The sequence below is a fragment of the Kribbella pratensis genome, from assembly GCF_004366075.1.
In the GTDB taxonomy this organism is placed as follows: Bacteria; Actinomycetota; Actinomycetes; order Propionibacteriales; family Kribbellaceae; genus Kribbella; species Kribbella pratensis.
This window is the reverse complement of sequence record NZ_SODU01000001.1, coordinates 554,262-578,779: the sequence shown is the minus strand read 5'-3', so window position 1 is coordinate 578,779 and position 24,518 is coordinate 554,262. Positions and strand designations below refer to the sequence as shown.

The 24,518-nt window shown below is 68.5% G+C and carries 22 protein-coding genes and 1 pseudogene; 15 read left to right on the top strand and 8 right to left on the bottom strand.

The window, feature by feature from the left end; all coding sequences use genetic code 11:
• Positions 1-27: 27 nt before the first annotated feature.
• The 9 genes from EV137_RS02795 to EV137_RS02755 all read left to right on the top strand — a co-directional run bounded on the left by EV137_RS02795 (position 28) and on the right by EV137_RS02755 (position 8,574).
• Positions 28-1,506: a glutamate-cysteine ligase family protein gene (locus tag EV137_RS02795; protein ID WP_134010051.1), complete on the top strand. Its 1,479-nt coding sequence runs from the start codon at positions 28-30 to the stop codon at positions 1,504-1,506.
• 352 nt (positions 1,507-1,858) lie between these two features.
• The gene (locus EV137_RS02790) at positions 1,859-2,272 is read left to right on the top strand and encodes a universal stress protein (RefSeq protein ID WP_131337975.1); all 414 of its coding nucleotides are present in this window, start codon (positions 1,859-1,861) and stop codon (positions 2,270-2,272) included.
• 1 nt (position 2,273) lies between these two features.
• A complete protein-coding gene (locus EV137_RS02785) occupies positions 2,274-2,894 on the top strand; it encodes an HhH-GPD-type base excision DNA repair protein (RefSeq protein WP_134010053.1) in 621 nt (206 codons plus the stop codon).
• A gap of 203 nt (positions 2,895-3,097) precedes the next feature.
• The gene (locus EV137_RS02780; RefSeq protein WP_131292075.1) at positions 3,098-4,414 is read left to right on the top strand and encodes an RNA polymerase sigma factor; all 1,317 of its coding nucleotides are present in this window, start codon (positions 3,098-3,100) and stop codon (positions 4,412-4,414) included.
• A 4-nt stretch (positions 4,415-4,418) separates the two neighbouring features.
• Positions 4,419-4,685 carry a DUF6412 domain-containing protein gene (locus EV137_RS02775; protein ID WP_130385811.1) on the top strand — a complete coding sequence of 89 codons (267 nt, stop codon included), beginning with the start codon at positions 4,419-4,421 and terminating at the stop codon, positions 4,683-4,685.
• 45 nt (positions 4,686-4,730) lie between these two features.
• Positions 4,731-5,408, top strand: coding sequence for a YidC/Oxa1 family membrane protein insertase (locus EV137_RS02770; RefSeq protein ID WP_134126311.1), 678 nt, complete (start codon positions 4,731-4,733; stop codon positions 5,406-5,408).
• 85 nt (positions 5,409-5,493) lie between these two features.
• Positions 5,494-6,675 (top strand): ROK family transcriptional regulator, encoded by a 1,182-nt coding sequence (locus EV137_RS02765; protein WP_134126309.1) that lies wholly within the window; start codon positions 5,494-5,496, stop codon positions 6,673-6,675.
• Positions 6,672-7,517, top strand: a complete 846-nt coding sequence (locus tag EV137_RS02760) for a sugar phosphate isomerase/epimerase family protein (protein WP_134126307.1) — start codon at positions 6,672-6,674, stop codon at positions 7,515-7,517. The genes EV137_RS02765 and EV137_RS02760 overlap by 4 nt, the downstream gene beginning before the upstream one ends.
• 1 nt (position 7,518) lies before the next feature.
• A complete protein-coding gene (locus EV137_RS02755) occupies positions 7,519-8,574 on the top strand; it encodes a Gfo/Idh/MocA family protein (RefSeq protein WP_133789299.1) in 1,056 nt (351 codons plus the stop codon).
• A 47-nt stretch (positions 8,575-8,621) separates the two neighbouring features.
• On the opposite strand, the gene EV137_RS02750 is transcribed toward EV137_RS02755, so the two are convergent.
• Positions 8,622-9,431 carry a phosphotransferase gene (locus EV137_RS02750; RefSeq protein WP_134126305.1) on the bottom strand — a complete coding sequence of 270 codons (810 nt, stop codon included), beginning with the start codon at positions 9,429-9,431 and terminating at the stop codon, positions 8,622-8,624.
• Between the two features lie 93 nt (positions 9,432-9,524).
• On the opposite strand from EV137_RS02750, the gene EV137_RS02745 reads away from it, so the two are divergent.
• Together EV137_RS02745 and EV137_RS02740 are read left to right on the top strand one after the other, a co-directional pair.
• On the top strand, positions 9,525-10,841 hold the full coding sequence (locus EV137_RS02745) for an MFS transporter (RefSeq protein ID WP_202870794.1): 1,317 nt from the start codon (positions 9,525-9,527) through the stop codon (positions 10,839-10,841).
• Positions 10,842-10,899: 58 nt separating this feature from the next.
• Entirely contained in the window at positions 10,900-11,526 is a 627-nt protein-coding gene (locus EV137_RS02740) for an SAM-dependent methyltransferase (protein WP_134126303.1), read from the top strand.
• Between the two features lie 54 nt (positions 11,527-11,580).
• Here EV137_RS02740 and EV137_RS02735 read toward each other — a convergent pair whose 3' ends face one another.
• From EV137_RS02735 to EV137_RS02720, 4 genes are all read right to left on the bottom strand, one after another.
• Positions 11,581-13,080, bottom strand: a complete 1,500-nt coding sequence (locus EV137_RS02735) for a sensor histidine kinase (RefSeq protein WP_134126301.1) — start codon at positions 13,078-13,080, stop codon at positions 11,581-11,583.
• On the bottom strand, positions 13,080-13,781 hold the full coding sequence (locus EV137_RS02730) for a response regulator transcription factor (protein WP_130385800.1): 702 nt from the start codon (positions 13,779-13,781) through the stop codon (positions 13,080-13,082). The genes EV137_RS02735 and EV137_RS02730 overlap by 1 nt, the downstream gene beginning before the upstream one ends.
• Positions 13,782-13,868: 87 nt before the next feature.
• Positions 13,869-14,405, bottom strand: coding sequence for a hypothetical protein (locus tag EV137_RS02725; protein WP_134126300.1), 537 nt, complete (start codon positions 14,403-14,405; stop codon positions 13,869-13,871).
• Positions 14,406-14,536: 131 nt separating this feature from the next.
• On the bottom strand, positions 14,537-15,022 hold the full coding sequence (locus EV137_RS02720) for a DUF456 domain-containing protein (RefSeq protein WP_134126298.1): 486 nt from the start codon (positions 15,020-15,022) through the stop codon (positions 14,537-14,539).
• 41 nt (positions 15,023-15,063) lie between these two features.
• Here EV137_RS02720 and EV137_RS02715 point away from each other — a divergent pair, with 41 nt between their 5' ends.
• Positions 15,064-17,076: an amylo-alpha-1,6-glucosidase gene (locus EV137_RS02715; RefSeq protein ID WP_134126296.1), complete on the top strand. Its 2,013-nt coding sequence runs from the start codon at positions 15,064-15,066 to the stop codon at positions 17,074-17,076.
• Here the strand turns inward: EV137_RS02715 and EV137_RS02710 are convergent.
• A complete protein-coding gene (locus tag EV137_RS02710) occupies positions 17,034-17,660 on the bottom strand; it encodes a LysE family translocator (protein WP_134010072.1) in 627 nt (208 codons plus the stop codon). The genes EV137_RS02715 and EV137_RS02710 overlap by 43 nt on opposite strands.
• Positions 17,661-17,750: 90 nt before the next feature.
• Between EV137_RS02710 and EV137_RS02705 the strand changes: the two are divergent.
• Positions 17,751-19,226 (top strand): annotated as a pseudogene (locus EV137_RS02705) (aminotransferase-like domain-containing protein).
• Positions 19,227-19,333: 107 nt separating this feature from the next.
• Here the strand turns inward: EV137_RS02705 and EV137_RS02700 are convergent.
• Positions 19,334-19,564: a DUF7455 domain-containing protein gene (locus tag EV137_RS02700; RefSeq protein ID WP_133789309.1), complete on the bottom strand. Its 231-nt coding sequence runs from the start codon at positions 19,562-19,564 to the stop codon at positions 19,334-19,336.
• A gap of 392 nt (positions 19,565-19,956) precedes the next feature.
• Between EV137_RS02700 and EV137_RS02695 the strand changes: the two genes are divergently transcribed.
• Entirely contained in the window at positions 19,957-22,041 is a 2,085-nt protein-coding gene (locus tag EV137_RS02695) for a DNA gyrase/topoisomerase IV subunit B (RefSeq protein ID WP_134126294.1), read from the top strand.
• A 169-nt stretch (positions 22,042-22,210) separates the two neighbouring features.
• Positions 22,211-22,852 (top strand): HAD family hydrolase, encoded by a 642-nt coding sequence (locus EV137_RS02690; protein WP_134126292.1) that lies wholly within the window; start codon positions 22,211-22,213, stop codon positions 22,850-22,852.
• 222 nt (positions 22,853-23,074) lie between these two features.
• Here the strand turns inward: EV137_RS02690 and EV137_RS02685 are convergent, their stop codons facing one another.
• Positions 23,075-24,397 carry a pyroglutamyl-peptidase I gene (locus EV137_RS02685; protein WP_134126290.1) on the bottom strand — a complete coding sequence of 441 codons (1,323 nt, stop codon included), beginning with the start codon at positions 24,395-24,397 and terminating at the stop codon, positions 23,075-23,077.
• Between the last annotated feature and the right edge of the window lie 121 nt (positions 24,398-24,518).

Here is a 24,518-nt window from a genome sequence, read left to right as displayed (position 1 = left end):
GGGGGAGCCACACCAGGGGAGTCGCTGATGGGTGAGGAAGTCGACCGGGTCGAGTTCACCCGGGCGGACCGGACCGCGTTCCGCGAACAGGTGCACCGCAATCTGGACGCCTTCGCGCGGATGCTGCGCGAGGACCGGTTCGCCCCCGAGCGGCCGATGACCGGGATCGAGATCGAGCTGAACCTGGTCGACGAGAAGTGCGACCCGGCGTTCAAGAACTCCGAGGTGCTGAGCGCGATCGAGGACGACGCGTTCCAGACCGAGCTCGGCCAGTTCAACATCGAGATCAACGTCCCGCCCGGCCAGATCGACGGACTCGGTCTGGACACCATGGAGTCGAGCATCCGGGAGAGCCTGAACGCCGCCGAGGACAAGGCGGCGCGGACCGGTTCGTCGATGGTGACCATCGGGATCCTGCCCACGCTGCTCACCGAACACATCCACCGCGAGGCGCTCAGCACCAACCCGCGGTACGCGCTGCTCAACGACCAGATCTTCGCCGCCCGCGGCGAGGACGTGCAGATCGCCATCGACGGCGTCGAACGGCTGCAGGTCACCGCGGACAGCATCCTCCCGGAGGCCGCCTGTACGTCGACGCAGTTCCATCTCCAGGTGACACCGGAGGCGTTCCCGCGGTACTGGAACGCGGCGCAGGCGATCTCCGGCGTACAACTCGCGGTCGGCGCCAACTCGCCGTTCCTGTTCGGCAAGGAGCTGCTCCGCGAGACGCGGATCGCGTTGTTCGAACAGGCCGCCGACACGCGGACGCACGAGCTGAAGACGCAGGGCGTCCGGCCGCGGGTATGGTTCGGCGAACGGTGGATCACCTCGATCTTCGATCTCTTCGAGGAGAACTCGCGGTACTACCCGGCCCTGCTGCCGGTCACTTCCGACGAGGATCCGATCGCGGTTCTGGACCGCGGTGACACGCCGGCCCTTTCGGAGTTGCGGCTGCACAACGGGACGATCTATCGCTGGAACCGGCCCGTGTACGACGTTGTCCGGGACAAGCCGCATCTGCGCGTGGAGAATCGCGTCCTGCCCGCCGGGCCGACCGTGGTCGACACGATTGCCAACGGCGCGTTCTACTTCGGGCTGGTGCGTGCGCTGGCCGACGACGAACGGCCGATCTGGTCGCAGATGTCGTTCAGCGCCGCCGAGGAGAACTTCCACGCCGCGGCCCGCAACGGCATCGAGGCGGAGGTGTTCTGGCCCGGCGTCGGTACGGCGCGTGCGACGGAGCTCGTGCTCAGACGCCTTCTGCCGTTGGCGGTTCGCGGCCTCGACGCGTGGGGCGTGGACGTCGCCGTACGGGACCGGCTGCTCGGGATCATCGAGCAACGCTGTTTGACCGGCCGGAACGGCGCGTCGTGGCAGGCCGACGAGTTCCACCGCCTGTATACAAAGGGATCGCACGGACGCAAGGACGCGTTGCGCGGGATGCTCAGCCGGTACCGCGACCACATGCACGACAACACGCCGGTGCACGAGTGGCCGGTGGACTGAACGGAACTGAACCGGTTCGTACGCCGTCGTTCGCAGGACAACGTAGGACAGCGGCGGCGGAACCCCGGTCCTTCAGGCGGAACCCGTTCGATCTTGCCCAAGGCAACGGGATCGACGGTTTCCGCACGAGTTCGATAACGACCCGGACTACAGGGGTGGCGCATTTGGTGACAGCCCTGCAAAGGTGTGGCCACCGGAAGGTTAGGCGGGCCCGCCGCGGGTAGGACCCGGGCACCGGCAGCCCTCCGTCACCGGTGCGACACAACAGGTGCAAATGCAGCGGATGCCGACAGCGGTCGGGAGCAGTATCGTTCGAGACGGGTCGACACACACCCGGAGGTGAGGCAGGGCGATGACGACCATCGTCGTGGGTTATGTGCCGAAGGCGGAAGGCCGTGCGGCCCTTCGGCGCGCAGCGGAGGAGGCAACGCTGCGGGACGCCAAGCTGGTGGTGGTGAACTCGCACCGAGGTGGGCGCAGCTTCGACAGCGACGAGGCTGCGGCGAGTGACGCCGCATTGACGGAGGTACGGGAGCAGCTCGACTCGACCGGTGTGCCGTACGAGGTGCGGCAGCTGGTGCGTGGCCTGGATCCGGCGGAGGACCTGGTGGCCGTCGCCGAGCAGGTGCATGCGGAGTTCATCGTGATCGGCCTGCGACGCCGTTCCCCGGTCGGCAAGCTCATCCTCGGCAGCAACGCGCAGCGGGTGCTGCTCGATGCGCCGTGTCCGGTGCTGGCCGTGAAGGCCGAGGAAGGGGAGGACTGAGGTGACTTCCACACGCAGCAGGAAGCTGTGCCTTGCGCAGCAGCCCGACGCCGACGAGATGTTGAGCAGAGATCCGTTCGCCCTGCTGGTCGGCATGCTGCTCGACCAGCAGATCCCGATGGAGCGGGCGTTCGCCGGCCCGGTCGCGATCGCGAAGCGGATGATCGGTCCCTTCGACCCGGCCACGGTCGCGCACTACGACCCGGACGCGTTCGTCGAGGTGGTGGCCGGTCCGCCGGCCGTGCACCGGTTCCCGACCGCGATGGCGGCCCGGATCCAGACGCTGGCCAAGCACTTGGATGACCACTACGCGGGGAACGCGTCGGGCCTGTGGTCCGACGTGAAGTCCGGGGACGACCTGCTGGCGAGGCTGTCGGCACTGCCGGGGTTCGGCGCGCAGAAGGCGAAGATCTTCGTCGCGCTGCTCGGCAAGCAGTTGAAGGTCCGGCCGCGCGGCTGGCGCGAGGCGTCCGAGCCGTACGGCGAGGACGGCGCGTTCAAGTCGGTCGCGGACGTCATCGACGTCGCGTCGCTGGTCAAGGTCCGGCAGTTCAAGCAGGAGCAGCAAATGGTTCGGCAGCGGGTGGTGGCGCGTCCACTGCGGCAGACCCGCAACGGGTGAGACGATCGACGGCGGCGGCCCCCCGGAAATGACGTCAGCGGGGGGCCGCGCGACGCCTGGGCTTGGTTCGCGGATTACAATGGACTGTTGCCGCCGCTTGACCAGCGAGCAGCCGCGAACAGCAGTACCCACAGACTCAGCAGCACCCACAGCGTCATCAGTCGTACCGTCGTACAAACCCTGCGTCAGACGAGAGGTAATTCGTGTCGTCCAGCTCGTCCGAGAATCTTCCCGCCGAGCCGGCCCGGACCGTGGCCGCCACGGCCCGTAGCACGGCTCCGAGGACCAGCGCCCGAGTGACCGACCCCGCTGCCAAGAAGGCGGCCGCGAAGAAGGCGGCGGTGAAGGCCGCCGGCACCAAGGAGGACGGTATCCCCGCGAAGAAGGCCGCTGCCAAGAAGGCTCCGGCGAAGAAGGCAGTGTCCGAGGCGGGTCTGTCGATCGACCCGAAGACCGGGAAGCCGCGCGCGCTCGACGAGGTGGACGAGTCCGACTTCCAGCCGGAAGCGGTGAAGGGCCTGGAGAAGGAGCTCACCGAGGACCAGGGCTTCATCGTCTCCGAGGCCGACGAGACCGACGAGCCCGAGCAGCAGGTGATGGTCGCCGGTGCCACCGCGGACCCGGTCAAGGACTACCTGAAGCAGATCGGCAAGGTCCCGCTGCTGAACGCCGAGCAGGAGGTCGAGCTCGCGAAGCGGATCGAGGCCGGCCTGTTCGCGGAGGAGCAGATCGCCGACGAGGCCGCCAAGCTCAAGGAGAAGGTCCGCGACGAGTACGAGTGGATCTCCGAGGACGGCCGCCGCGCCAAGAACCACCTGCTCGAGGCCAACCTGCGCCTGGTGGTGTCGTTGGCCAAGCGCTACACCGGCCGCGGCATGCTGTTCCTGGACCTGATCCAGGAGGGCAACCTCGGTCTGATCCGCGCGGTGGAGAAATTCGACTACACCAAGGGCTACAAGTTCTCGACGTACGCGACCTGGTGGATCCGGCAGGCGATCACCCGCGCGATGGCCGACCAGGCCCGCACCATCCGGATCCCGGTGCACATGGTCGAGGTCATCAACAAGCTGGCCCGCGTCCAGCGGCAGATGCTGCAGGACCTCGGCCGCGAACCCACTCCGGAGGAGCTCGCCAAGGAGCTCGACATGACCCCGGAGAAGGTCATCGAGGTGCAGAAGTACGGTCGCGAGCCGATCTCGCTGCACACGCCGCTCGGTGAGGACGGCGACTCCGAGTTCGGCGACCTGATCGAGGACTCCGAGGCGATCGTGCCGGCCGAGGCGGTCTCGTTCACGCTGCTCCAGGAGCAGTTGCACGCGGTCCTCGACACGCTGTCCGAGCGCGAGGCCGGCGTGGTCTCGATGCGCTTCGGACTCACCGACGGTCAGCCGAAGACGCTCGACGAGATCGGCAAGGTGTACGGCGTGACCCGCGAGCGGATCCGCCAGATCGAGTCCAAGACCATGTCGAAGCTGCGCCACCCGTCGCGCTCGCAGGTCCTCCGGGATTACCTGGACTGATGTCATGACGCAGTGGATCGCCGGCGTGCTCGCGTCGGTGATCCCTGTGTTCGACACGGCTTCCTTGGCCGCCGCCGTGCTCACGGCGGCGGCTTTGCTGTTGGCGCTGGTCGTGGTCGCGCGGACGTCCGCGCGTTGGTCGGTGCACACCGCCGCGCCGCTGCTCGCCCGCGCCACCTCGGTCCGGGACCGCGCCGAGCAGACCGTGTTCCTCCGGCTCCGCGATCCCGACGCGGCCGGCCGCCCACGCCCACGAGCACCGGGACAGTAGCGCTCCACCTCGCTACCTGTTCCTACACACTCGTGGAGTTTTGCTGTGCCTTCTTTCCTGGAGGCACCGGTCGCCGGTGCCTATCACTTGCTCACGTCCCTCGTCGCCACTCTCGAACCGTTCGCCGGCGCGTACGCCGCGGTCATCGCGATCGTGATGTGCACCCTCGCCGTACGGCTGTCCCTCGTCCCGTTGAGCGTGCGGGCGCACCGCGGGCTGAAGGCCCGCGCGGAGTTGATGCCGCAGCTGAAGCAGTTGACCGAGCGGCATCGCGACAACCCGGATCGCCTGCAGCGTGAGGTCGCGAAGCTGCAGACGGAGTCCGGTACGTCGTTGTTCGCCGGCTTCCTGCCGACCCTCGCGCAGCTGCCGTTCTTCTGGCTGATGTACACGCTGTTCTCCCGAACCATGGTGGCGGGGGAGTCGAACCAGCTCATCAGCGGCAACCTGCTCGGCGCCCCGCTCGGCGTCCACTGGCCGATCCTCACCGGCACCCCGGCGTACGTCGTGATCGCGGTCCTACTCGCTGTGGTCGCATGGTTCTCGGCGCGACTCCAGCTACGGCAGCTCGATCCGTCGGCGACCACGTTGTCACGACGGCTCGCTCAACTGGTGCCGTTCGGCACGCTCCTGACCGCCGCCTTCGTACCGCTGGCCGCCGGCCTCTACCTCCTCACAACCACCACCTGGACCCTCGCCGAGCGCACGATCCTCCAACGCTAGTCGCCGCTGGTAATAACCGTTGCCTTCCGGCAACCCATTCTGTTACCGTCTTTATTAAAGCCGGTTCCATAATGGGTTGGGGTCGATGGACACTGCACGCGGCGCCGCCCAGGCGGAGCGATCTGCGAACCAGGTCGCGTGTCTGCGCTTCCTCGCCGACGCCGACGAGGCGCGCACGGTCGGGGCGATCAGCGAGGGCACCGGCCTGTCGCGGCCGACGGTGCATGCCGTCCTGGACGATCTTCTCGAGACCGGGCTGGTCGAGGCGGGCAGCCCGGCGACGGCCGGCCCGGGCCGACCTGCTCGCGCGTTCCGGTTCGCCCGCGAGACCGGGCTGGTCGCCGGCGTCGACCTCGGTCCCCGCGGCGCACGCGCGATCATCTGCGACCTGTCCGGCCGCCGGCTCGGGTACGCCGAACTGGCGCCCGAGCGGAAGGCGGATCTCTCACTGATCCCACGTGCACTCGAGGCCGCAGCCGACTCGACCGACCCTGGGCGTGCGGGCCGGTTGATCGAGCTGGGACGTCTCCGCGCGGTCGGTGTAGGCCTGCCTGGCGTGGTCGAGGCAGACGGTCGCCTGCGCGCCAGTCTGGCGATGCCGGACCTGGTCGGCCTGCCCGTCGCGGAGTTGCTGGCGAAGGAGCTCGAACAACCGATCGTCGTCGACAACGACATCAAGCTGGCGGCGCTGGCGGAGCAACGCGGCGGCGCTGGCCGTGGGTACTCCGATGTCGTCTATCTCCAGATCGGCCATCGGCTCTCCGTTTCGATCGTCCTGAACGGCGTCATCCGGCAGGGCCGCCATCGCCTCGCGGGCGAGCTCGGCGCGCAGCGCGGCATGCGATGGACGCGCAACGCGCAGCGCGGGCAGCTTGTCTGGTCTGTGCGGCCGACCAGCGCGGAGGTGCTGAGTGCGGCAGCCGCCGGTGACGCCGACGCGCAGGCCGAGGTCGAGGACTTCTGCGCGCAGATCGCCGGGCGGATCGCGACCGTGTTGCTGGTCGTCGATCCCGAGGTCGTGGTCGTGCGCGGCGGGGCCTTGCAGGACAGCGGCGCGCTGCTTCGTCCGCTCACGGCAGCGGTCGAGCAGGAATTGGTCTTCCCCGAGCGTCCGCCTTTCGTCGCCTCGGCGCTGGGGCGCGAGGCGGTGGTGCTCGGGGCGGTCGGCAACGCGTTCGACCGGTGCAGCTCAGGTATCTACGGTGTCCACGACTACCCCAGTCCGTGGGCCCACATCACTCACGAACTCGAGAGGACCACGCAGTGAAGCTAGGAGTCAGCTCGTATTGCTTCCGCCAGCTCATGACGAGCGGCGAGATGGACCTGATCGCGGTCCTGGACTGGGTCGCGGCCTCGTCGGCCGGGCACATCGAGGTCGCCGCGATGGACGGCGAGTACTACCTGGAGAACGAGAACGTCGTCCGCGACACGGCCAAGCACGCCGAGGAGATCGGCGTACCGATCGTGAACTATCTGGTCAGCGGCGATCTGCGGACCGCCGACGGCGAGGAGATCGACCGTCTCCGCCGGCAGCTGGACGTCGCGCACCGGTTCGGCGCCCGCATCTTCCGGCACGACGTGGCGCCGTGGGCGTGGCGTGAGCAGGACCCGGGCGAATTCGAGACGACGTTCGCAAAGGTGGTCGAGGGCTGCCGCGCGGTCGCCGACCACGCCGCGGACCTGGGCGTCGTGTCGACGATCGAGAACCACGGCTTCTTCATGAACGGCAGCGACCGGCTGGCCCGGCTCGTGCACGCCGTGGACCGCCCGAACTTCCGGGTCACCCTCGACCTCGGCAACGGCCTGTGCGTCGGCGAGGTGCCCGGCAAGACCGCCGCCGGCCTGATCGACGTCGCGGCGTCCATCGGCGTCAAGGACTTCCACATCCGCCGTTCGGCGGGCGACGGCTGGCTCAAGACGCTGGCCGGCGACTACCTGCTCGGCACGGTGTCGGGTCACGGCGACGTGGACCTCCCGGGCCTGCTCGCACTGGTCGCGACCAAGCCCGACGTACCGGTGAGCCTGGAGTTCGAGGGCATGGAAGCACCGCTTCCGGCCATCGAGCGCTCGCTCGCGAACATCATCCGACTGACTGAAAGCGTGGCGTGACATGACGACGCGGATTGCCGTGATCGGGCTCGGCTCGATCGCCGTCGAGCACCTGAAGGCGTACCAGGCGAACCCCCAGTCCGAGCTCGTCGCCGTGTGCGACGTGGACCTCGAGCGGGCGAAGGCCCGCGGTGAGCAGTTCGGTGTGGAGCGGGTGACCGGCGACGCCGCGGAGATCTTCGCGGACCCGGGCATCGACGCGGTGAGCGTGTGCGTACCGAACACCCTGCACGCCCCGATCGCCGAGGCGGCACTGCGGGCCGGCAAGGACGTCCTGGTCGAGAAGCCCATGACCGTGACGGTGCCGGAGGCCGAGGCACTGGTGAAGGCGGTCGAGGAGACCGGGAAGGCGCTGCAGATCGGATACGTACGGCGGTATGCGCCGAACGCGCTCGTGACCAAGCGGTTCCTGGACGCCGGCGAGTTCGGTGACATCTACGCGGCCCGGGCCACGCTGCTGCGGACGGCCGGCAACCCCGGCGGCTGGTTCGGTGACGTGGAGCTGTCCGGCGGCGGTCCGCTGATCGACCTCGGCGTCCACATCATCGACCTGTGCTGGTACCTGATGGGGATGCCGAAGGCGGTGTCGGCGTCCGGTGCGACGTTCACGCTGCTGGGTGCCCGCGACAACATCCAGAACCTGACCCGGTACAAGGCCGCGTCGGCGGCGCGGCCGAACACGGTCGAGGACTTCGCGACCGCGCAGATCCGGTTCGAGGGCGGGGCGGTCCTCGACGTGGCCACGTCGTACTCGCTGCACGCGCGCAACGAGATCAGCGTCCGGATCCACGGTGACAAGGGCGGCGCCGAGATCGAGCCCGAGCTGCTGATGATCACCGAGCGGCACGACACGCTGCTGCACGTCCAGCCGCAGATCGACTCGCTCGGGTTCGACTTCCGGGTCGGGTTCGCGAACCAGATCGACCACTTCCTGCGCATCTGCCGCGGCGAGATCCCCGCCGACGCCACCGCGGAACAGGGCCTGGAGATGGCCAAGATGCTGTCGGCGATCTACGAGTCCGCGAAGTCAGGCACCGAGGTCGCAATCACGCACTGACCGCCCGGCTGCCCGAGGCGACCAGCCTCGGGCAGCTCCTGGGCGGGTCAGCCGAGTAGTGCTGTGGTGAGGGAGTCGGCGTTGTCTTCGAGCCAGGTTTGGCGGGCTCGGATCTTGTCGCCGACTCCCTCGCTCCACATGCGCTGCCAGCCGCCGCCCAGGGTTTCCGCGCGGTATTTCATGGTGTGCCAGGCGCGCACGTTCAATCCGATCGTGAGCTCCACTGCGCGGGCGCGGTCGGCGGGGGAGAGACCGTAGGCGTCGGCGAGGAGGCGGCAGCGGCGGGGACGGTCGAGGCCGCGGAGTTCGAGGTCGAGATCCTCGTCGGCGCCGAGTGGTGCCCACCACAGCATCAGGTTCACGAACTCACGGGCCCGGCTCACCGGGCGGGCGAGATCGAAATCGATCAGGGCGTACGCGCGGCCTTCCCGGAAGACCACGTTCTCCGGCGTCACGTCCTGGTGGCCGACCAGCTCCGGCGGATCGTTCAGCTCCGGCAGGCCGGGCGGCTCGATCGGCGCGGGCAGGTTCTCCGGGATGCCGAATCCCTCGACCGCGTCGTCGTACGCGCGCAGCAGCCGGGCGACCGAGATCATCCGCTCCTCGTCCGCGATCCACGGTGGCCGCGGGCGGCCCGCGACCTCGCCCTCGACGTACGTGAGCGCCTGGCGGCCGGCCGAGTCGATGCCGAGGAAGCGCGGTGCGCCCTCGAACCCGACCTTCTCCAGGTGCAGCAGGACGTCCTGGACAAGTTCGGCGCGCTCGCCGGGCGGTCGCCGTACCGTGTCGCCGACGCGCACCAGGCCCTCGGTCACGTCGCCGCCGAGCAGCGGGATCTCCTCGCCGTCCTCGATCACTCGAACCTCATTCCACTCTATGAAACGTTTGTCTACACAAAGGAACCGGTCGAGGTAGCGTGCCGACGATCCGCTGTCGATCGGAGGCACAGAGTGACCGCCACCACTGTCGTGAAGGCTCCGCCCGGAGCCAGCCGTACGAGGTACCTGATCCTAGGGCTCGCGTTCGTCGGGCTCTCACTGAATTATCTGGATCGCGCGAACCTCAGCGTCGCGCTGCCGTTCATCGAGGACGATCTGCACCTCGACCTCAGCAACGCCGAGAAGGGCCTGATCCTCGGCGCGTTCTTCTGGGCGTACGACGGGGCGATGCTCGCGGCGGGCTGGTTCGCCGACAAGGTGGGCTCGCGGAAGGCGTTCACGTTCGCGGCGTTGTGGTGGAGCATCGTCACCGCGCTGACGCCGCTGGCGCGCGGGTTCTGGTCGTTGTTCGCGTTCCGGTTCGCGCTCGGCGCGGGGGAGGCGCCGGCGTACCCGAGTGCGACCAAGGCGGCGTCGCGGTGGTTCCCGGCGCACGAGCGGGCGTTCGCGAGCGCGGTGATCGACTCGGGTTCGCGGGTCGGGACGGTGCTGTCGCTGCCGGTCGTGACCGGACTGATCGCGTTGGTGAGCTGGCACTTCTCGTTCGTCGTCCTCGGCGTCCTCGGGATCATGCTCGCGGCGGTCTGGTACTGGTACTACCGCGACCCGATGGAGCACCGGCACGCGAACGCCGAGGAGCGTTCCTACATCGCGTCGAACGGTGCGCGGATCGACGAGAACGACACCGAGGCGGCGGCGCAGGTGCGCTGGCGGGACCTGTTCCGCTACCGGACGATCCGCGGGATGATGCTCGGCTTCTTCTGCCTGAACTTCGTCATCTACTTCTTCCTCACCTGGTTCCCGTCGTACCTGAAGGACGCCCGCGGACTCGACCTGAAGGAGCTCGGGACGCTCGGGACCCTGCCCGGCATCACGGCGATCGCCGGTGGATGGATCGCGGGCATCGTCGCCGACCGGCGGATCCGGGCCGGAGCGGACGTGACGCGGGTGCGGAAGACCGTGATGGTCGGCGGGCTGCTCGGTGGTGCGGCGATCGTGTTCGCGGCGCCGGCGAAGTCGGTGTACGTCGCGTTGCTGTTCCTGGCGATCTCCTACGCGAGCCTGGCGATCGCGGCGACGGGGATCTGGTCCTTGCCGGGTGACGTGGCGCCGTCGTCGCGGCATGTGGCGTCGATCGGCGGCATCCAGAACTTCGCGTCGAACATCGCGGGGATCATCAGCCCGTACGTCTTCGGTCTGCTGCTCGACGTCTACCACGGGTCGTACCTGCCGTCGTTCGCCGTCGCGGGGGTGGTGGCCGTGGTCGGCGCGCTGACGTACGCCTTCGTGGTCGGGAAGGCCGAGCCACTGCCTGTCCGCGACAGCTAGGTTGCCAACCTGGCAACATTGTTTGCCGTATGTCGGTGGGTCCGCGCACCATCGGTCCATGACGACCGAACAGCTCCCTGACGAGCACTGGAACGCGTTCTACACCGAGCACGAGCAGATCTGGAGCGGCAAGCCGAACGTCGCCTTCGTCGACGAGGTGTCCGGCCTGACGCCGGGCCGGGTGCTCGACCTCGGCTGCGGCGAAGGCGCCGACGCGATCTGGCTCGCTGAGCGGGGCTGGACGGTGACTGCTGTTGATATTTCGACGGTCGCGTTGGGTCGCGCCGTCGCGCATGCGAAGGCCGCCGGTGTCGGCGATCGGATCGACTGGCAGCAGCACGAGTTGGGCAAGTCGTTCCCGGACGGGGAGTTCGACCTGGTGTCCGCGCAGTTCCTGCACTCCAAGACCGAACTGGCCCGCGACGCAATCCTGCGTAGGGCAGCGGCGGCTGTCGCGCCAGGCGGCGTACTGCTGATCGAGGGCCACCTGGGATTCCCGCCCGGCGAACACAATCCGCACCCCGACATCCACTTCCCGGAGCCCGACGAGGTGATCGAGAGCCTGGCTCTTCCGGACGGCGAGTGGGAGACGCTGGTCAGCCGTGTGCACGACCGGGCACAGGTACTGCGCGACGGCGTACCGATCAACCGCCGCGACTGCACAGTCAAGCTCCGCCGCCACTGACCCTTGCTCCCCTTGGACGATCAAGCGGTTCGTGGCGGTAGGTCGCGCGGCGGCTTACGTGCTGAGGGGGAGGTGGACGGTGAAGGTGGCGCCGTGGGGGTGGGTGTCGGTGGTGGTGACGTGACCGTGGTGGGCGGCTACCAGAGCGGCGACTATGGACAGGCCTAGGCCGGAGCCGCCGGTGGAGCGGGTTCGGGCGGTGTCTACTCGGTAGAAGCGTTCGAAGATGCGGGTCTTCTGTTCGTCGGTCAGGCCGGGGCCGGTGTCGCTGACTTCGAGGATGGCTTCGGAGCCGCGGGTGCCGACGGAGACGGTGATGGGTGCGTCGACGGGGGTGTAGTTCAGGGCGTTGCTGACCAGGTTGCCGAGGACCTGCCGCAGACGTGCCTCGTCACCGGAGACGACCGGCGCTTCCGAGTCGGGCAGGATCGTCAGCGAGATGTGGCGCTCGGGCTGCACAGCCTGCGCGTTGTGCAGGGCGTCGGCCGCGATCGGGAGCAGGTCGACGGACTCCGAACGCAACGGGCGCTGCTGATCCAGTCGCGCGAGCAGCAACAGGTCGTCGACGAGCAGCCCCATCCGCTTGGCCTCGTCCTCGATCCGGCGCATCGTGTCGGCGTCTGTCACGTCACCCCGGTGCCGAGCCAGTTCGGCGAATCCCCGGATCGACGTCAACGGCGTACGCAACTCGTGCGACGCGTCCGCCACGAAGCGCCGCATCCGCTCCTCGGACTGCCGAGCGGCCTCCTCCGACTGCCTTGCCGCGTCCTCACTCCGCCGCGCCGCGAACTCCGACGCAGTGCGCTGGGCGAACGCGGTCTCGATCTGCCCGAGCATCTGGTTCAGCGCAAGGGACAACCGCCCGACCTCCGTCCGCGGGTCCCGCTGCGGCACCCGCCGGCTCAGATCCCCGCCGGCGATCGCGACCGCGGTGTGCTCCACGTCCTCGAGCCCGCGCAGACTTCGCCGTACGACGTAAGTCCCGACGCCGGCCAGCAACACCAGCAGGATCACCCCGGCCGCGGCCTGGATCCCCACCAGCCGCTGGATCGTGTGGTCCATCTCCTTCAGGCTCAGCGCCACGAGGACGGAGCCCTTCCCGTCGTCCGTAGGCACCGCGAGCACCCGCCACGTCGCTCCGCCGGACTGCGCGTCGACCTGGAACGGCTTCCCGGCGAGGTTCCGCACCTGGTTCAGGTCGAGCGTCGGCAGGTTCGGCAGCGGCTCCGTCTCGGCGAGCGGCGACCCGACCGGCCCCTTGTCGCTCGTGCCTTCGGAGTCGTTGAACTGCACCACGAACTCGCTCGGCAACTGCCGACGCAGCGCACCACCGACGCCGGGAGGCAACGGACGCCGATCCGTCGGGGCGTGCGACAGCGGCATGGCGGTCTGCTGCAGTTGCTCGTCGACGCGGTCGGTCAGGTAGCCGCGCATGATCGTGGTCGCCAGCACACCGGACGCGGCCAGCGCGAGCGCGACCAGCGCCAGCAGGACCACGACGATGGTGACCCGCAGCGGGTACCGGTCTGTGAACCGCCGGTGGTTCAGTGGCATCAGTTGGGGCCTCGCGGAGTACGCAGGACATAGCCGACCCCGCGGACGGTGTGGAGCAGCTTCTGATCGCCGGTGTCGACCTTACGGCGCAGGTAGGACATGTACGACTCGACCACGCCGGCGTCCCCGGCGAAGTCGTAGTTCCAGACCGCGGACAGGATCTGCCCCTTCGACATCACCCGCTCGGCGTTCTCCAGCAGGCACCGCAGCAGCTTGAACTCGGTCAGCGACAGCTGCACGGCCTGACCGGACTTGAAGACCTCGTAGCTGTCCTCGTTCAGTTCCAGGTCCGCATAGCGCAGTACGGCGGCCTCGGTCGTGGTCTGCTCGCGGTGACCGGACCGGCGGAGCAGCGCACGCACACGGGCTACGAGCTCGTCCAGGCTGAACGGCTTCGTGACGTAGTCGTCGCCGCCGGTCTGCAGGCCGAGCACCTTGTCCTCGACCGCGTCCCGGGCGGTGAGGAACAGCACCGGCACGTGCCGATCCTCACCGCGCAACCGGCGTACGACCTCGAAGCCGTCCAGCCCGGGCATCATCACGTCGAGCACGACCAGGTCCGGCTCCACGTCCCGCGCCTTGCGCAGCGCCTCGGCGCCGTGGGTCGCCGTGGTCACGTCGTACCCGGCGAACCGCAGGCTCGCGGACAGGAGCTCGACGATGTTCGGCTCGTCGTCGACAACCAGCAGATGCGGACTCATGGTCTCAGTGTGCCGGTGGTTCCCCCGTGAACCCTGGAAGGTTCCTGGCAATCACCTGTGAGTCGTCCGCGCCTACCGAGAGCGAATTCAGCGGGGACCGTGCTTGAAACCCCACTTCTGGCCGGCCGCGTCGCGAACGGTCCCGTCGTTCACCGAGCTGGCGGTCGCCTTGCCGTCGGTGACCACAGCCATCACGGTCACGGTGTTCCCGGTCTTGACGTCGTCGATGCCGTCGCGGGCCGCGTTGACCATGGTGTCCTCGGTGAGCGTGTAGGTCCGGCTGTACCCGTCCGCGCTCTTCACGGTGATCGAGTCCTTGCTGACCGCGGTGACCTCTCCGCGCTGGGTCGCGACGGTCTGGTACCCGCCGCCGTCCTTCGGTACGACGAACTCGCCGTGCAGCGCCCCGCCGAGCCCGAACTCGCCGCGCGACCCGAATCCGCCCTTGCCCGGTCTGTCCGGCTTCTGTTGCTGTCCGGGCGTCGACGGGCTGGAGGGGGAGGCCGACGGCGACGGCGTCGGGTCCGCGTTGCTGGCAGCCCAAGCGACCCCGCCGGCCGTAGTCGTCACGGCCACGGCGGCCACCGTGCCGAGCAGCCGCCATCGCTTCTGAGAGAGCTTCATCCTGTTGCGCCTTCCGTACTGCGTACCGGGACGTCACCCGGCACTCGTCCCTCCCAGGATGACGCGTCAGGCTTGGACGAACCTCCGCCGCGGATAAGAGGAACCTGGCAATCAGCTAAGAACGGTGTCGCTCAGACGACGAAAAGCACCGCGACGAGCCAGACGGCTGCGGCGAGTGACGTGCCGACCAGTTCGATGAGGATGGAGACGCCGGTCTGCCGAAGCACGTGCTTGGTCGAGGTCCAGGCCGCGGCGTGGTCGCGCCGGCGCTGCAGCTCGGACAGGTAGACGCCGATCGGGAAGCCGACGAACATGCCGACCACCGGGATGACGAAGAACCCGACGATGCCGAGCAGGATCCCGACGACCATCGACCGCCGCGGTACGCCGGCCTCACGGAGCCGCCGCTCCGGTACGACGTACTTCACCACCTGACTCGCACCGATCAGGACCGCGGCGATCGCGAACACGACCCACCCGATCGCGCTGTGCTCGACGATCGCCCAGACCAGGATCGCGGCCAGACTGAGGATCGCTCCGGGCAGGATCGGTACGACGATGCCCACGATCCCGACGAAGATCGCGATCCCGACCAGTACGGTCACCCCTGTCTCCATACCCACACTCTCTCGCACCGACCGGCCTTTAGGGTGGAGACATGTCCCCTTTGCACGAACTGGTCACCGCGCTCGCTGCCCCGTGGGTGGTCCTGTCGCCCCGCTCCGGTCAGCTGACCGGAGCCGGCGCCGAGGGCGTGTACGCCCGGGACCGCCGGATCCTGTCCCACCTCAGCGTGACGGTCGACGGTCGCGCGCCGATCCCGGTGCACGTCGACGAGCGGGATGCGGCGACCCATCAGTACGTCGCGATGGTCGAGGGACTGGGCGACACCCGGCACGACCCGACCGTGATGCTGTACCGGACCCGGACGGTCGACTCCGAAGGTCTCACCGAGCGCATCACCCTCGTGAACCGTTCCCGGTCGGCGATCGCGGGCCGGCTGGATGTTGCCCTCGGCACCGATCTCGCCGGCACGGCCGCGGTCCGCAGCGGCGCCGCCACCAGCCTGCCGCAACTTGCACCGCTCCCGGACGGCCCCGGCCGCACGCGCTGGGAGAGCGACGACACCCGCGTCGTGGTCACCGCCGACCCCGGCGTTTCGGCCACGCCGCGCATCGAGCCGGGGGAGGAGTTCACCATCACCGTGCGCGTCACGGCCGACTTCCCGAAGTCGAACACCGGCTTCTCGATCGAGCCGCCGGCCGAGCGCACGCCGTACGACGTCACTGTCCGCTGTGACGACAAGCGCGTCGAACGCTGGCTGGACCGTTCGCTGGAGGACGTCCGCGCGCTCCAACTCGCCGCCGACGACGACCGCTACCTCGGCGCCGGTCCGCCCTGGTACCTCACGCTCTTCGGCCGCGACTCGCTCATCTCGTCGGGCATGCTGATCCCTGTCGACCCGACGCTGGCCGCCGGCACGCTGCGCGCACTGGCCGCGCGGCAAGGCACCAAGGTCGACGCCGGATCCGCCGAACAGCCGGGCAAGATCCCGCACGAGCTCCGCGCCGAGGTCGCCGACCACGGCGGCGGACTGGTCCTCCCGGCCGTGTACTACGGCACCCACGACGCGACCCAGCTGTGGATCATGACGCTGCACAAGGCATGGCGGTGGGGCATGCCCGCCGACGAGGTCCGTGACCTGCTGCCGAACCTGAAGCGCGCCCTCACCTGGATGAAGGAGTACGCCGACCCGGACGACGACGGCTTCCTCGAGTACGTCGACGAGTCGGGACACGGGCTCGCGAACCAGGGCTGGAAGGACTCCAACGACGCGGTGCAGTGGCCCGACGGGACGTTGGCGACGGCGCCGATCGCGCTGTGCGAGGTGCAGGGATACGCGTACGCCGCTGCCGTCAAGGGCGCCGAACTGCTCGACGCGCACGGCGAGTCCGGCGACGAGTGGCGGACCTGGGCGACCGCGCTGCAGGAACGCTTCCGCGAGGAGTTCTGGATCGACGGCTACCCGGCGATCGCGCTCGACGGCGCGAAGAACCCGGTCGCCGGCCGTGCCTCGAACATGGGCCACCTGCTCGGCACCGGGCTGCTCGACGCGGACGAGGAGCAAACGGTCGCCGACGTACTGGCCGGTGAGGACCTGAACAGTGGCTTCGGGCTGCGAACGTTGTCCACCGCAATGACCCGCTTCAACCCACTCGGCTACCACACCGGCAGCGTGTGGCCGCACGACACCGCCATGACGGTCCAAGGCCTGTTCGCGAGCGGTCAGGCCGACGTGGCGTCGTCGTACGTCGAGGGTCTGGTGCGTGCGGCAGAGGCGTTCGACTACCGCCTGCCGGAGTTGTACGGCGGACGCGGGAAGAGCGTGGAGAGTACGCCGACGCCGTACCCGCTCTCGTGCCGTCCGCAGGCGTGGGCGGCGGCCTCGGCGGTCGCCGTTCTGGTCGCCGCGTTCGGCATCGAGCCCGACGTACCCGGTGGAACGCTGGCGATCAATCCCGCTGACTCGCTGCCCTGGCAGGTGCTCGAACTCGGCGGGTTGCGGGTCGGCGGCGAGACGTTGTCGCTGCGGTTCGAGAACGGCTCAGTGGTGGTTGTCGAAGGTCCTCAGAGTGCCGTGATCAGCGCGAACGCGGACAGTCCGAGGTAGATCGCCGCGACGATCAGGTTGCGCCGGCGGCTCGTCGTACGGACCGAGCGGAAGCGGCGGCCGACGGCGTCGGCGCCGATCGCGTAGCAGAGGTCGAGGGTGAGGCCGATCAGCAAGGCGCCGACGCCGAGCACGAGGAGTTCCGTGCGGAGCTGAGCGGGATCCGCGCCGCGGGTCGCGAACTGCGGCAGGAAGGCGAGGAAGAACAGCGCGGCCTTCGGGTTGAGCAGGTTCACCACGACACCGTCGCGGAACACGCGGCCGAGCGGCGCGGCCTGGATATCGGCCGCGTGGTCGCCCGCGGGAGCCTTGAGCAGCTTGAGACCGAGGTACGCGAGGTAGAGCGCCCCGGCGACGGTGATGGCGGTGAAGAGCGTGGGCGACGTCTGCACGAGGGTGGCGAGACCGAGCGCGGTCACGACGATGTAGACGAGCGTCCCGGTCTCGATGGCCAGTGCCGAGACGACGCCCGCACGACGGCCCTGGGTGAGGCTGCGGAGCGAGATGTACAAGTTGTTCGGCCCCGGCATCCCGACCAGCACCACCGTCGCGCCGGTGAACCCCAGCAGCTGACCGATCATCATGTCTGCTCACTCCTGCTCTCGAACTGGACTGCCTTCCGGTACTAGCCTGGCGGCGCGAGAAGCAGTCCACCCGAGCCAATATGAGGAGAAGTGGACCGTTCTGGAGACCCGTCGGCGCTGGCCGACCTGATCGGGCACCGGCTGAGCACCCGCAGCGGCGGCCTGTACCGGCGGCTGGCCGACGAGATCGCCGCGCTGATCGGCTCCGCGGAGCTCCCGGTCGGTGCCCGCCTTCCGGCCGAGCGGCGGCTGGCCGACTCGTTGGCGATCAGCCGCTCGACGGTCGTCGCGGCGTACGACGAGCTCCGCGCCCGCGGCCTGGTCGAAAGCCGGCGCGGCAGCGGTACGACGGTCGCGCGGACGGCCGGACGCGGTCGTTCACGATCGGACAAGCAGATGCCCGCCGGGTACGGCGAGTCGCTGTTCCACCGGATCACTGTCGGACCGGGCGAGGTCATCTCGCTCACTTACGCCGTGGATCCTGGGCTGCCCGAACTGTCGTCGGAGCTCATCGCGCTGGCCTCCGACGAGCTGCCCGCACTGCTCGGCGACGTCGGGTACCACCCGCGCGGCCTGCCGATACTGCGGGAGCGGATCGCGGAACACTTCGCCGAGGGCGGGTTGCCGACGTCGCCCGACGAGATCGTGGTGACGACCGGCGCGCACCAGGCGATCGCGCTGGCGACGCAGATGTACCTGCGCAACGGCGCCACGGTCGCCATCGAGCAGCCGAGCTGGCCGGGATGCTTCGACCTGTTCGGCGCGGCCGGCGGACGAGTGGTCGGCGTACCGCTGGACGACGCCGGGATCCGGCCGGACCTGCTCGAGGCCGCGTTCGCTGAGCATCAGCCGGCGATGCTGTTCGTGATGCCGACGTTCCACAACCCGACCGGCCGGCTGATGTCGGCGAACCGCCGCCGGCAGGTCGCGGAACTGGCGGCGCGGCACGGAGTCGTCGTGGTCGAGGACAACGCGTACTCGGCGTGGGATCCGGCCGGTCCGGAGATCCCGCCGCCGCTGGCGGCGTATGCGCCGGACGACGCCGAGGTGCTGACCATCGGGTCGGTGTCGAAGGCCGTGTGAGGCGGCCTGCGGATCGGGTGGATCCGGGCGTCGCGGCCGCTCGCCGAGCGGCTGGCGCGGCACAAGGCGCTGGCCGACCTGGGGAGTCCGGTCATCGACCAGGCGCTGACTGCCCGGCTGCTGCCGCGGCTCACCGAGCTGACGTCGGTCCGGGCGCGGCTGGCGACCATACGGAAGAAGCTGATGGGGGAGTTGCTGACCGAACGACTACCGGACTGGGAATGGTCGCCGCCGGTCGGTGGATCGGCGTTGTGGGTCCGGTTGCCGGACACTGATGCTCGCGTGTTCGCGCAGGTGGCCTTGCGGCACGGCGTCGAGGTGGTGGCCGGGCAGGCCATGGATCCGTCGGGTGCGCACAACGACTACTTACGGGTGCCGTTCGCCTACTCCGAGCAAGTGCTTGATGATGCGGTCGCGCGGCTTTCGCGGGCCTGGCAGGAGCTACGGCGGCACGGACCCGGTCCCGGCGTACCTGTCGTGTAAGCCATTTCGGTGAAAAGAGGGATGGCGGTTCACCGCTCGGGTGAACCGCCATCGAAGCCTGTGATGACTTTGGCGCCGGCGCTGGCGCGTTTAGAACAGCGTGTGGGTCACCGCTCGTCGTCTACGGTGACCGTGGGGGTGGCTTCGAGCCGACCGGTCTCGTCGTGGATGGTGATCGCGATGTCGCGCAGCTTCTCCGAGTGCTCGCGGCCGTGGTGGGCGCAGAAAAGTAGCTCCCCACCGCTGGTCAGGGTGACTCGGACGTAGGCCTGCGCACCGCAGCGGTCACAACGATCCGCGGCAGACAGCGCCGAACTCGGGGCGAGTGCTGTAGTCATTGAGGCCTCATCTCATCTAGTTCCGTACTCACCAGATTGCAACATCCTGACATGCGGATCGCTTCCCGGTGGGGACAACGTGTCCGTATGTGAGACGAACCACCTGTCCTCGTATGACGCTTGCTGACGCGGAATCGTTTCGTCTTCGGGCGATTTCTGGTGATACACGGAGGCGGGGTGCTTCTTCTCTCACTGTGCGCCATGGAGCCGTCACCGTCTGCTCGGATTCGGAGTGTCGTACGCCACTCTTAATCGAGTCCGGATCGATACCTGTCGCGACACGCATCTCCGGTACCCACCCGCCAGTCGTCACGGGCCCCGCCTGCCACGTTTTGGGGGTGCGGCCGCATAAGCTGCGGTGTGTAAGTGTGGCAATCCAGTGAAGGAGCCCTGTGGCCGCCCCGACGCCTCGCAGTACCGAGATCGACCCGGCGTACAACGCCCGCCATCTGCTCGTCCTCGAAGGTCTCGAGGCGGTCCGGAAGCGGCCCGGTATGTACATCGGGTCCACTGACAGCCGCGGCCTGATGCACTGCCTGTGGGAGATCATCGACAACGCCGTCGACGAGGCCCTGGCCGGGCACGGCGACCGGATCGACGTCGTGCTCTACAAGGACGGCTCGGTCGAGGTCGTCGACCGAGCGCGCGGGATCCCGGTCGACATCGAGCCGAAGACGAAGCTCAGCGGTGTCGAGGTCGTGTTCACCAAGCTGCACGCCGGCGGCAAGTTCGGCGGCGGGTCGTACAACGCGTCCGGCGGTCTGCACGGCGTCGGCGCGTCGGTGGTGAACGCACTGTCGGCGCGGCTGGACGTCGAGGTCGACCGTGGCGGCGTGATCTGGACGACGTCGTTCCGGCGCGGTGTCGCGGGTGAGTTCGACGGCGAGGGCGCCGGGGCCGGCTTCACCCCGGCGAAGGGGCTGCGCAAGGCCGGCCGGGCGAAGAAGGGCGTCACCGGCACCCGGATCCGGTACTGGGCGGACCGGCAGATCTTCACCAAGGACGCGACCTTCAACTACGACGAGCTGGTCACCCGGGCGCGGCAGACGTCGTTCCTGGTGCCGGGGCTCGAGCTGGTGATCCGCGACGAGCGCGGCGACGAGGTCACCGAGGAGACCTTCAAGCACGACGGCGGGATCAGCGAGTTCTGCGAGTTCCTGGCGACGGACCAGAAGGTGACCGAGGTCATCCGGCTGGCCGGGACGGGGCACTTCACCGAGACCGTGCCGATGCTCGACGACGCCGGCCACATGACCCCCTCCGACGTCGAGCGGGACCTGGACGTCGACATCGCGGTGCGCTGGGGCGACGGGTACGAGACCGAGGTGCGGTCGTTCGTCAACATCGTCGCGACCCCGAAGGGCGGCACCCACGTCGCCGGGTTCGAGCGGGCGCTGTCGAAGAGTTTCACGAACGCACTAGACGGCACCCGGCTGCTGAAGAGCGGCGAGGAGATCATCAAGGACGACGTACTCGAGGGTCTGACCGCGGTCGTGACGGTGCGGCTGGCCGAGCCGCAGTTCGACGGGCAGACGAAGGAAGTGCTGGGTACGCCGGCGGCGTCGCGGATCGTGGCGAAGGTCGTGCAGACCGAACTCGAATCGTTCCTGACATCGACGAAACGGGAGCACAAGGCGCAGGCGCGCGCCGTCCTGGAGAAGGTCGTCGCGGCCTCCCGGACCCGCGTCGCCGCGCGTCAGCACCGGGAGCTGCAGCGGCGGAAGACCGCGCTGGAGTCGTCGGCGCTGCCGGCGAAGCTCGCGGACTGCCGCAGCAACGATGTCGACCGCTCCGAACTGTTCATCGTCGAGGGTGATTCCGCGCTCGGTACGGCGAAGCTGGCGCGGAGCTCGGAGTTCCAGGCGCTGCTGCCGATCCGCGGCAAGATCCTGAACGTGCAGAAGGCGTCGGTCAGCGACGTCCTGAAGAACGTCGAGTGCGCGTCGATCATCCAGGTGGTCGGCGCCGGCTCTGGCCGTACGTTCGACCTCGAGCAGGCGCGCTACGGCAAGATCATCTTCATGGCGGACGCCGACTCCGACGGCGCCCACATCCGGACGCTGCTCGCGACGCTGTTCTTCCGGTACATGCGGCCGCTGGTCGAGGCGGGCCGCGTCTACACCGCCGTACCGCCGCTGCACCGGTTCGAGCTGACGAACCCGAAGAAGGGGCAGGACAAGTACCTGTACACCTACAGCGACTCGGAGTACCAGCGGAAGACGGCCGAACTGATGAAGAAGGGCGTCCGCTGGAAGGAGCCACCGCAGCGCTACAAGGGTCTCGGTGAGATGGACGCCGACCAGCTGGCCGAAACCACCATGGACCCCCGGCACCGCACCCTCCGCCGCATCACGGTGGACGACGCCGAAGCCGCCGCCAAGGTCTTCGACCTCCTCATGGGCAACGACGTGGCCCCCCGCAAGGAGTTCCTCGTCCAAGGCGCCTACGAACTGGACGAAAACCGCATCGACGTCTGAGTTGAGGCGGACACCCAGCCCATCACAATTGCTTGTCGCCGGGCGGATGCACGCTCGCGCGTGCCAGCAGTCACCAGTTGTGATGGCCTGGGCGTCCATGCTCGTCGGCTGAGGTGGTGTCGGCTGTGGGTTGGGGTGCTCCGGTGTGTGAGGGTGGGGTGTGGAGCGGATGTCCCGGTTGGTTTGTTTTGATTTGGACAACACGCTGATTGATCGGGACGGGGCGTTTTTGAAGTGGGCTCGGTGGTGGGCGGGCTTGTATGGGGTGGGGGAGTCCGGTGTCGACTGGTTGGTTGCTCATGACAACAGTGGGTTCCGGCCGCGGGCGGAGCTGTTCGAGCTGGCGCGGGCGCGGTTCGGACTCGCTGCTCCGGTGGACGAGTTGGTGGCGTCGTACGACGAGGAACATCCGTTGTTCGCCTGGGTCGAGCAGCCCGTGCTCGACGGACTGGCCGCCTTGCGGGCAGCCGGGTGGCGCGTCGCGGTGGTGACGAACGGCGGCACCGTCCAGCAGAACCTGAAACTCGAGTACACCCAGATCGCCGACGCCATCGACTACGCCTGCGTCTCCGAAACAGTCGGCATCCGTAAACCCGACCGGCGAATCTTCGAACTCGCCGCAACCCGAACCGGCACAACCCTCGACGGCGGCTGGATGGTGGGCGACCACCCCTCCCACGACATCGCCGGCGGCATCGCGGCAGGCCTCCACACGATCCAGATCGGAAACCGGCACGCAACCGACGCCCCCGCCCCCGACCATCAGTTCGACTCGGTGCTGAAGGCGTTCCCGGTCATCTTGGCGGAATGACGTTGCCTCCAGCAACCGTTCAGCCGGTACTTCATGCACACAATTCTGATCACTTTAGGTACGGTGGTGATCACTTTAGTGGTCGCCTCTTGCGTGGCATGCTCGAGGACGCTGCCCAGGCGGGCGGCTTGGACTGAATGTCGAAGAGTCGACATATAACGTACGGGCGGCCGACATCCTCAAGCTGGGATCAGAATAGTGATCACATGGCGACTATTCTGATCATGACAGGGCGGCGCGCAGGATCGCGTGGGCGCCGGCGACGATCGCGTCGCGGTTCGCCTCGTAGGTGGGGTCGGTGATCGCCGTCTTGTTCGCGAGGTCGAACGACAGCACCGGGACGTGCAGATGGCCGGCCGGCATCGACGGGTCGAGCAGGTCGCGCTGCAGAGTGTTGCGGTAGGCAACTTCATTGGAGAGGTACCCGCCGCCGGTGCCTTCGGAGGCGATCGAACCGGCCGTGGGACCGTCCGGCCGGCGCACCGGTGTGGTCTCGCCGACGGGGATCTCCAGCACGGAGGTGTTCACACGAGTCCGGAACGGCGGGACCTCGGTCTGCGCCATCCGCGCGAGCGGCAGGCTCGAGGTCAGCCACTCGGGGCCTGCCGGCATGCTGGGGGAGACGACCGGGGCGCTGATCGTGCCGCCGCCCCAGAGGTTGTTGTTGTCGCCGATCGAGCTGACCGAACGCCGGCGTCCGTTGAAGACCTCGAGATCGAAGATGCCCACCCGGCCCTGGCTCGCCGTCATCACGAGGTCGGCGTGCTGCGCGCCGGGGCGGTAGTGCGGTGCGAGCGCGTTCTCGACCATGCTCTCGTCGAAGTCGGTGTATCTGACCGGGAACATCACCGTCTGGATCTCGTACGTCGTGCCGTTCACCCGCCAGCGCCGGCCGTCGAGCGTCAGCGCGTTGGCGCCCGAGGGGTTGCCGATCCGGATGTCCGCGTCGAGCGTGAACGGGTCGAAACCGGTGACGAGGATCTTGCGGACGCCCGGGGTGAAACGGGTACTGGTGATGCCGCGGGAGGCGTACTCGAACGAGCGGATCAGGTTGGCCCGTTCCGTCGTACCGAGGCCGAAGGCTGGTTGCCATTGGCGCAGGGTGAGGGCCATTGAGATGCGCGCCCAGTACAGGCCGCGGTCGTCTGTCGCGGGTAGCGCATCAGTGCCTTGCGGGGTGCGCTGGGCGCGGTGGGTCGCCGTACGCCAGAGGGCCTCGCCTTGCGTGCGTACGAGGGCTGCTGCGGCTTGGCGGCTGGGGACGCGGCACAGGAGTTGTGTGAACAGGTCGACCTGGCGGTCGAAGCCTGAGCGGCGCAGGATCTCGGCGGGCACTGACGGACCGCCGTTGACACCTCGGCTGAGTCGTTGCTCCTCGACCGTGCCGACGATCGACTGGTCCAGGCAGCCGGTGACCGGTCCACCGCGGAAGGCGGGCGCGGTGGCCGGAAGTGCCTGAGCGATCGGCGGTCCGGAAAGTACGGCGGTCAGCGCCAGGGCGCCGGCGACCAGGGAGCGGTGGAATGAGCTGGGGCGGAGTCTCATAAGGGGTGTCTATCAGATTTCCGGGCGGGATCCGAGAGATCCTCAGTGTTCGTGGGTACTGCAGACTGTATGCAATCTGCTACGGTCGATGAGACGGCACCGCCCGGCCGTCCGTGCGTGA

Bases quoted from the DNA above. Each gene is read 5' to 3' on its own strand.
- EV137_RS02795 (WP_134010051.1), top strand. From the start codon at position 28: ATGGGTGAGGAAGTCGACCGGGTCGAGTTCACCCGGGCGGACCGGACC.
- EV137_RS02790 (WP_131337975.1), top strand. From the start codon at position 1,859: ATGACGACCATCGTCGTGGGTTATGTGCCGAAGGCGGAAGGCCGTGCG.
- EV137_RS02775 (WP_130385811.1), top strand. From the start codon at position 4,419: ATGACGCAGTGGATCGCCGGCGTGCTCGCGTCGGTGATCCCTGTGTTC.
- EV137_RS02765 (WP_134126309.1), top strand. From the start codon at position 5,494: ATGGACACTGCACGCGGCGCCGCCCAGGCGGAGCGATCTGCGAACCAG.
- EV137_RS02755 (WP_133789299.1), top strand. From the start codon at position 7,519: ATGACGACGCGGATTGCCGTGATCGGGCTCGGCTCGATCGCCGTCGAG.
- EV137_RS02740 (WP_134126303.1), top strand. From the start codon at position 10,900: ATGACGACCGAACAGCTCCCTGACGAGCACTGGAACGCGTTCTACACC.
- EV137_RS02735 (WP_134126301.1), bottom strand. From the start codon at position 13,080: ATGCCACTGAACCACCGGCGGTTCACAGACCGGTACCCGCTGCGGGTC.
- EV137_RS02730 (WP_130385800.1), bottom strand. From the start codon at position 13,781: ATGAGTCCGCATCTGCTGGTTGTCGACGACGAGCCGAACATCGTCGAG.
- EV137_RS02725 (WP_134126300.1), bottom strand. From the start codon at position 14,405: ATGAAGCTCTCTCAGAAGCGATGGCGGCTGCTCGGCACGGTGGCCGCC.
- EV137_RS02720 (WP_134126298.1), bottom strand. From the start codon at position 15,022: ATGGAGACAGGGGTGACCGTACTGGTCGGGATCGCGATCTTCGTCGGG.
- EV137_RS02715 (WP_134126296.1), top strand. From the start codon at position 15,064: ATGTCCCCTTTGCACGAACTGGTCACCGCGCTCGCTGCCCCGTGGGTG.
- EV137_RS02710 (WP_134010072.1), bottom strand. From the start codon at position 17,660: ATGATGATCGGTCAGCTGCTGGGGTTCACCGGCGCGACGGTGGTGCTG.
- EV137_RS02700 (WP_133789309.1), bottom strand. From the start codon at position 19,564: ATGACTACAGCACTCGCCCCGAGTTCGGCGCTGTCTGCCGCGGATCGT.
- EV137_RS02690 (WP_134126292.1), top strand. From the start codon at position 22,211: ATGTCCCGGTTGGTTTGTTTTGATTTGGACAACACGCTGATTGATCGG.
- EV137_RS02685 (WP_134126290.1), bottom strand. From the start codon at position 24,397: ATGAGACTCCGCCCCAGCTCATTCCACCGCTCCCTGGTCGCCGGCGCC.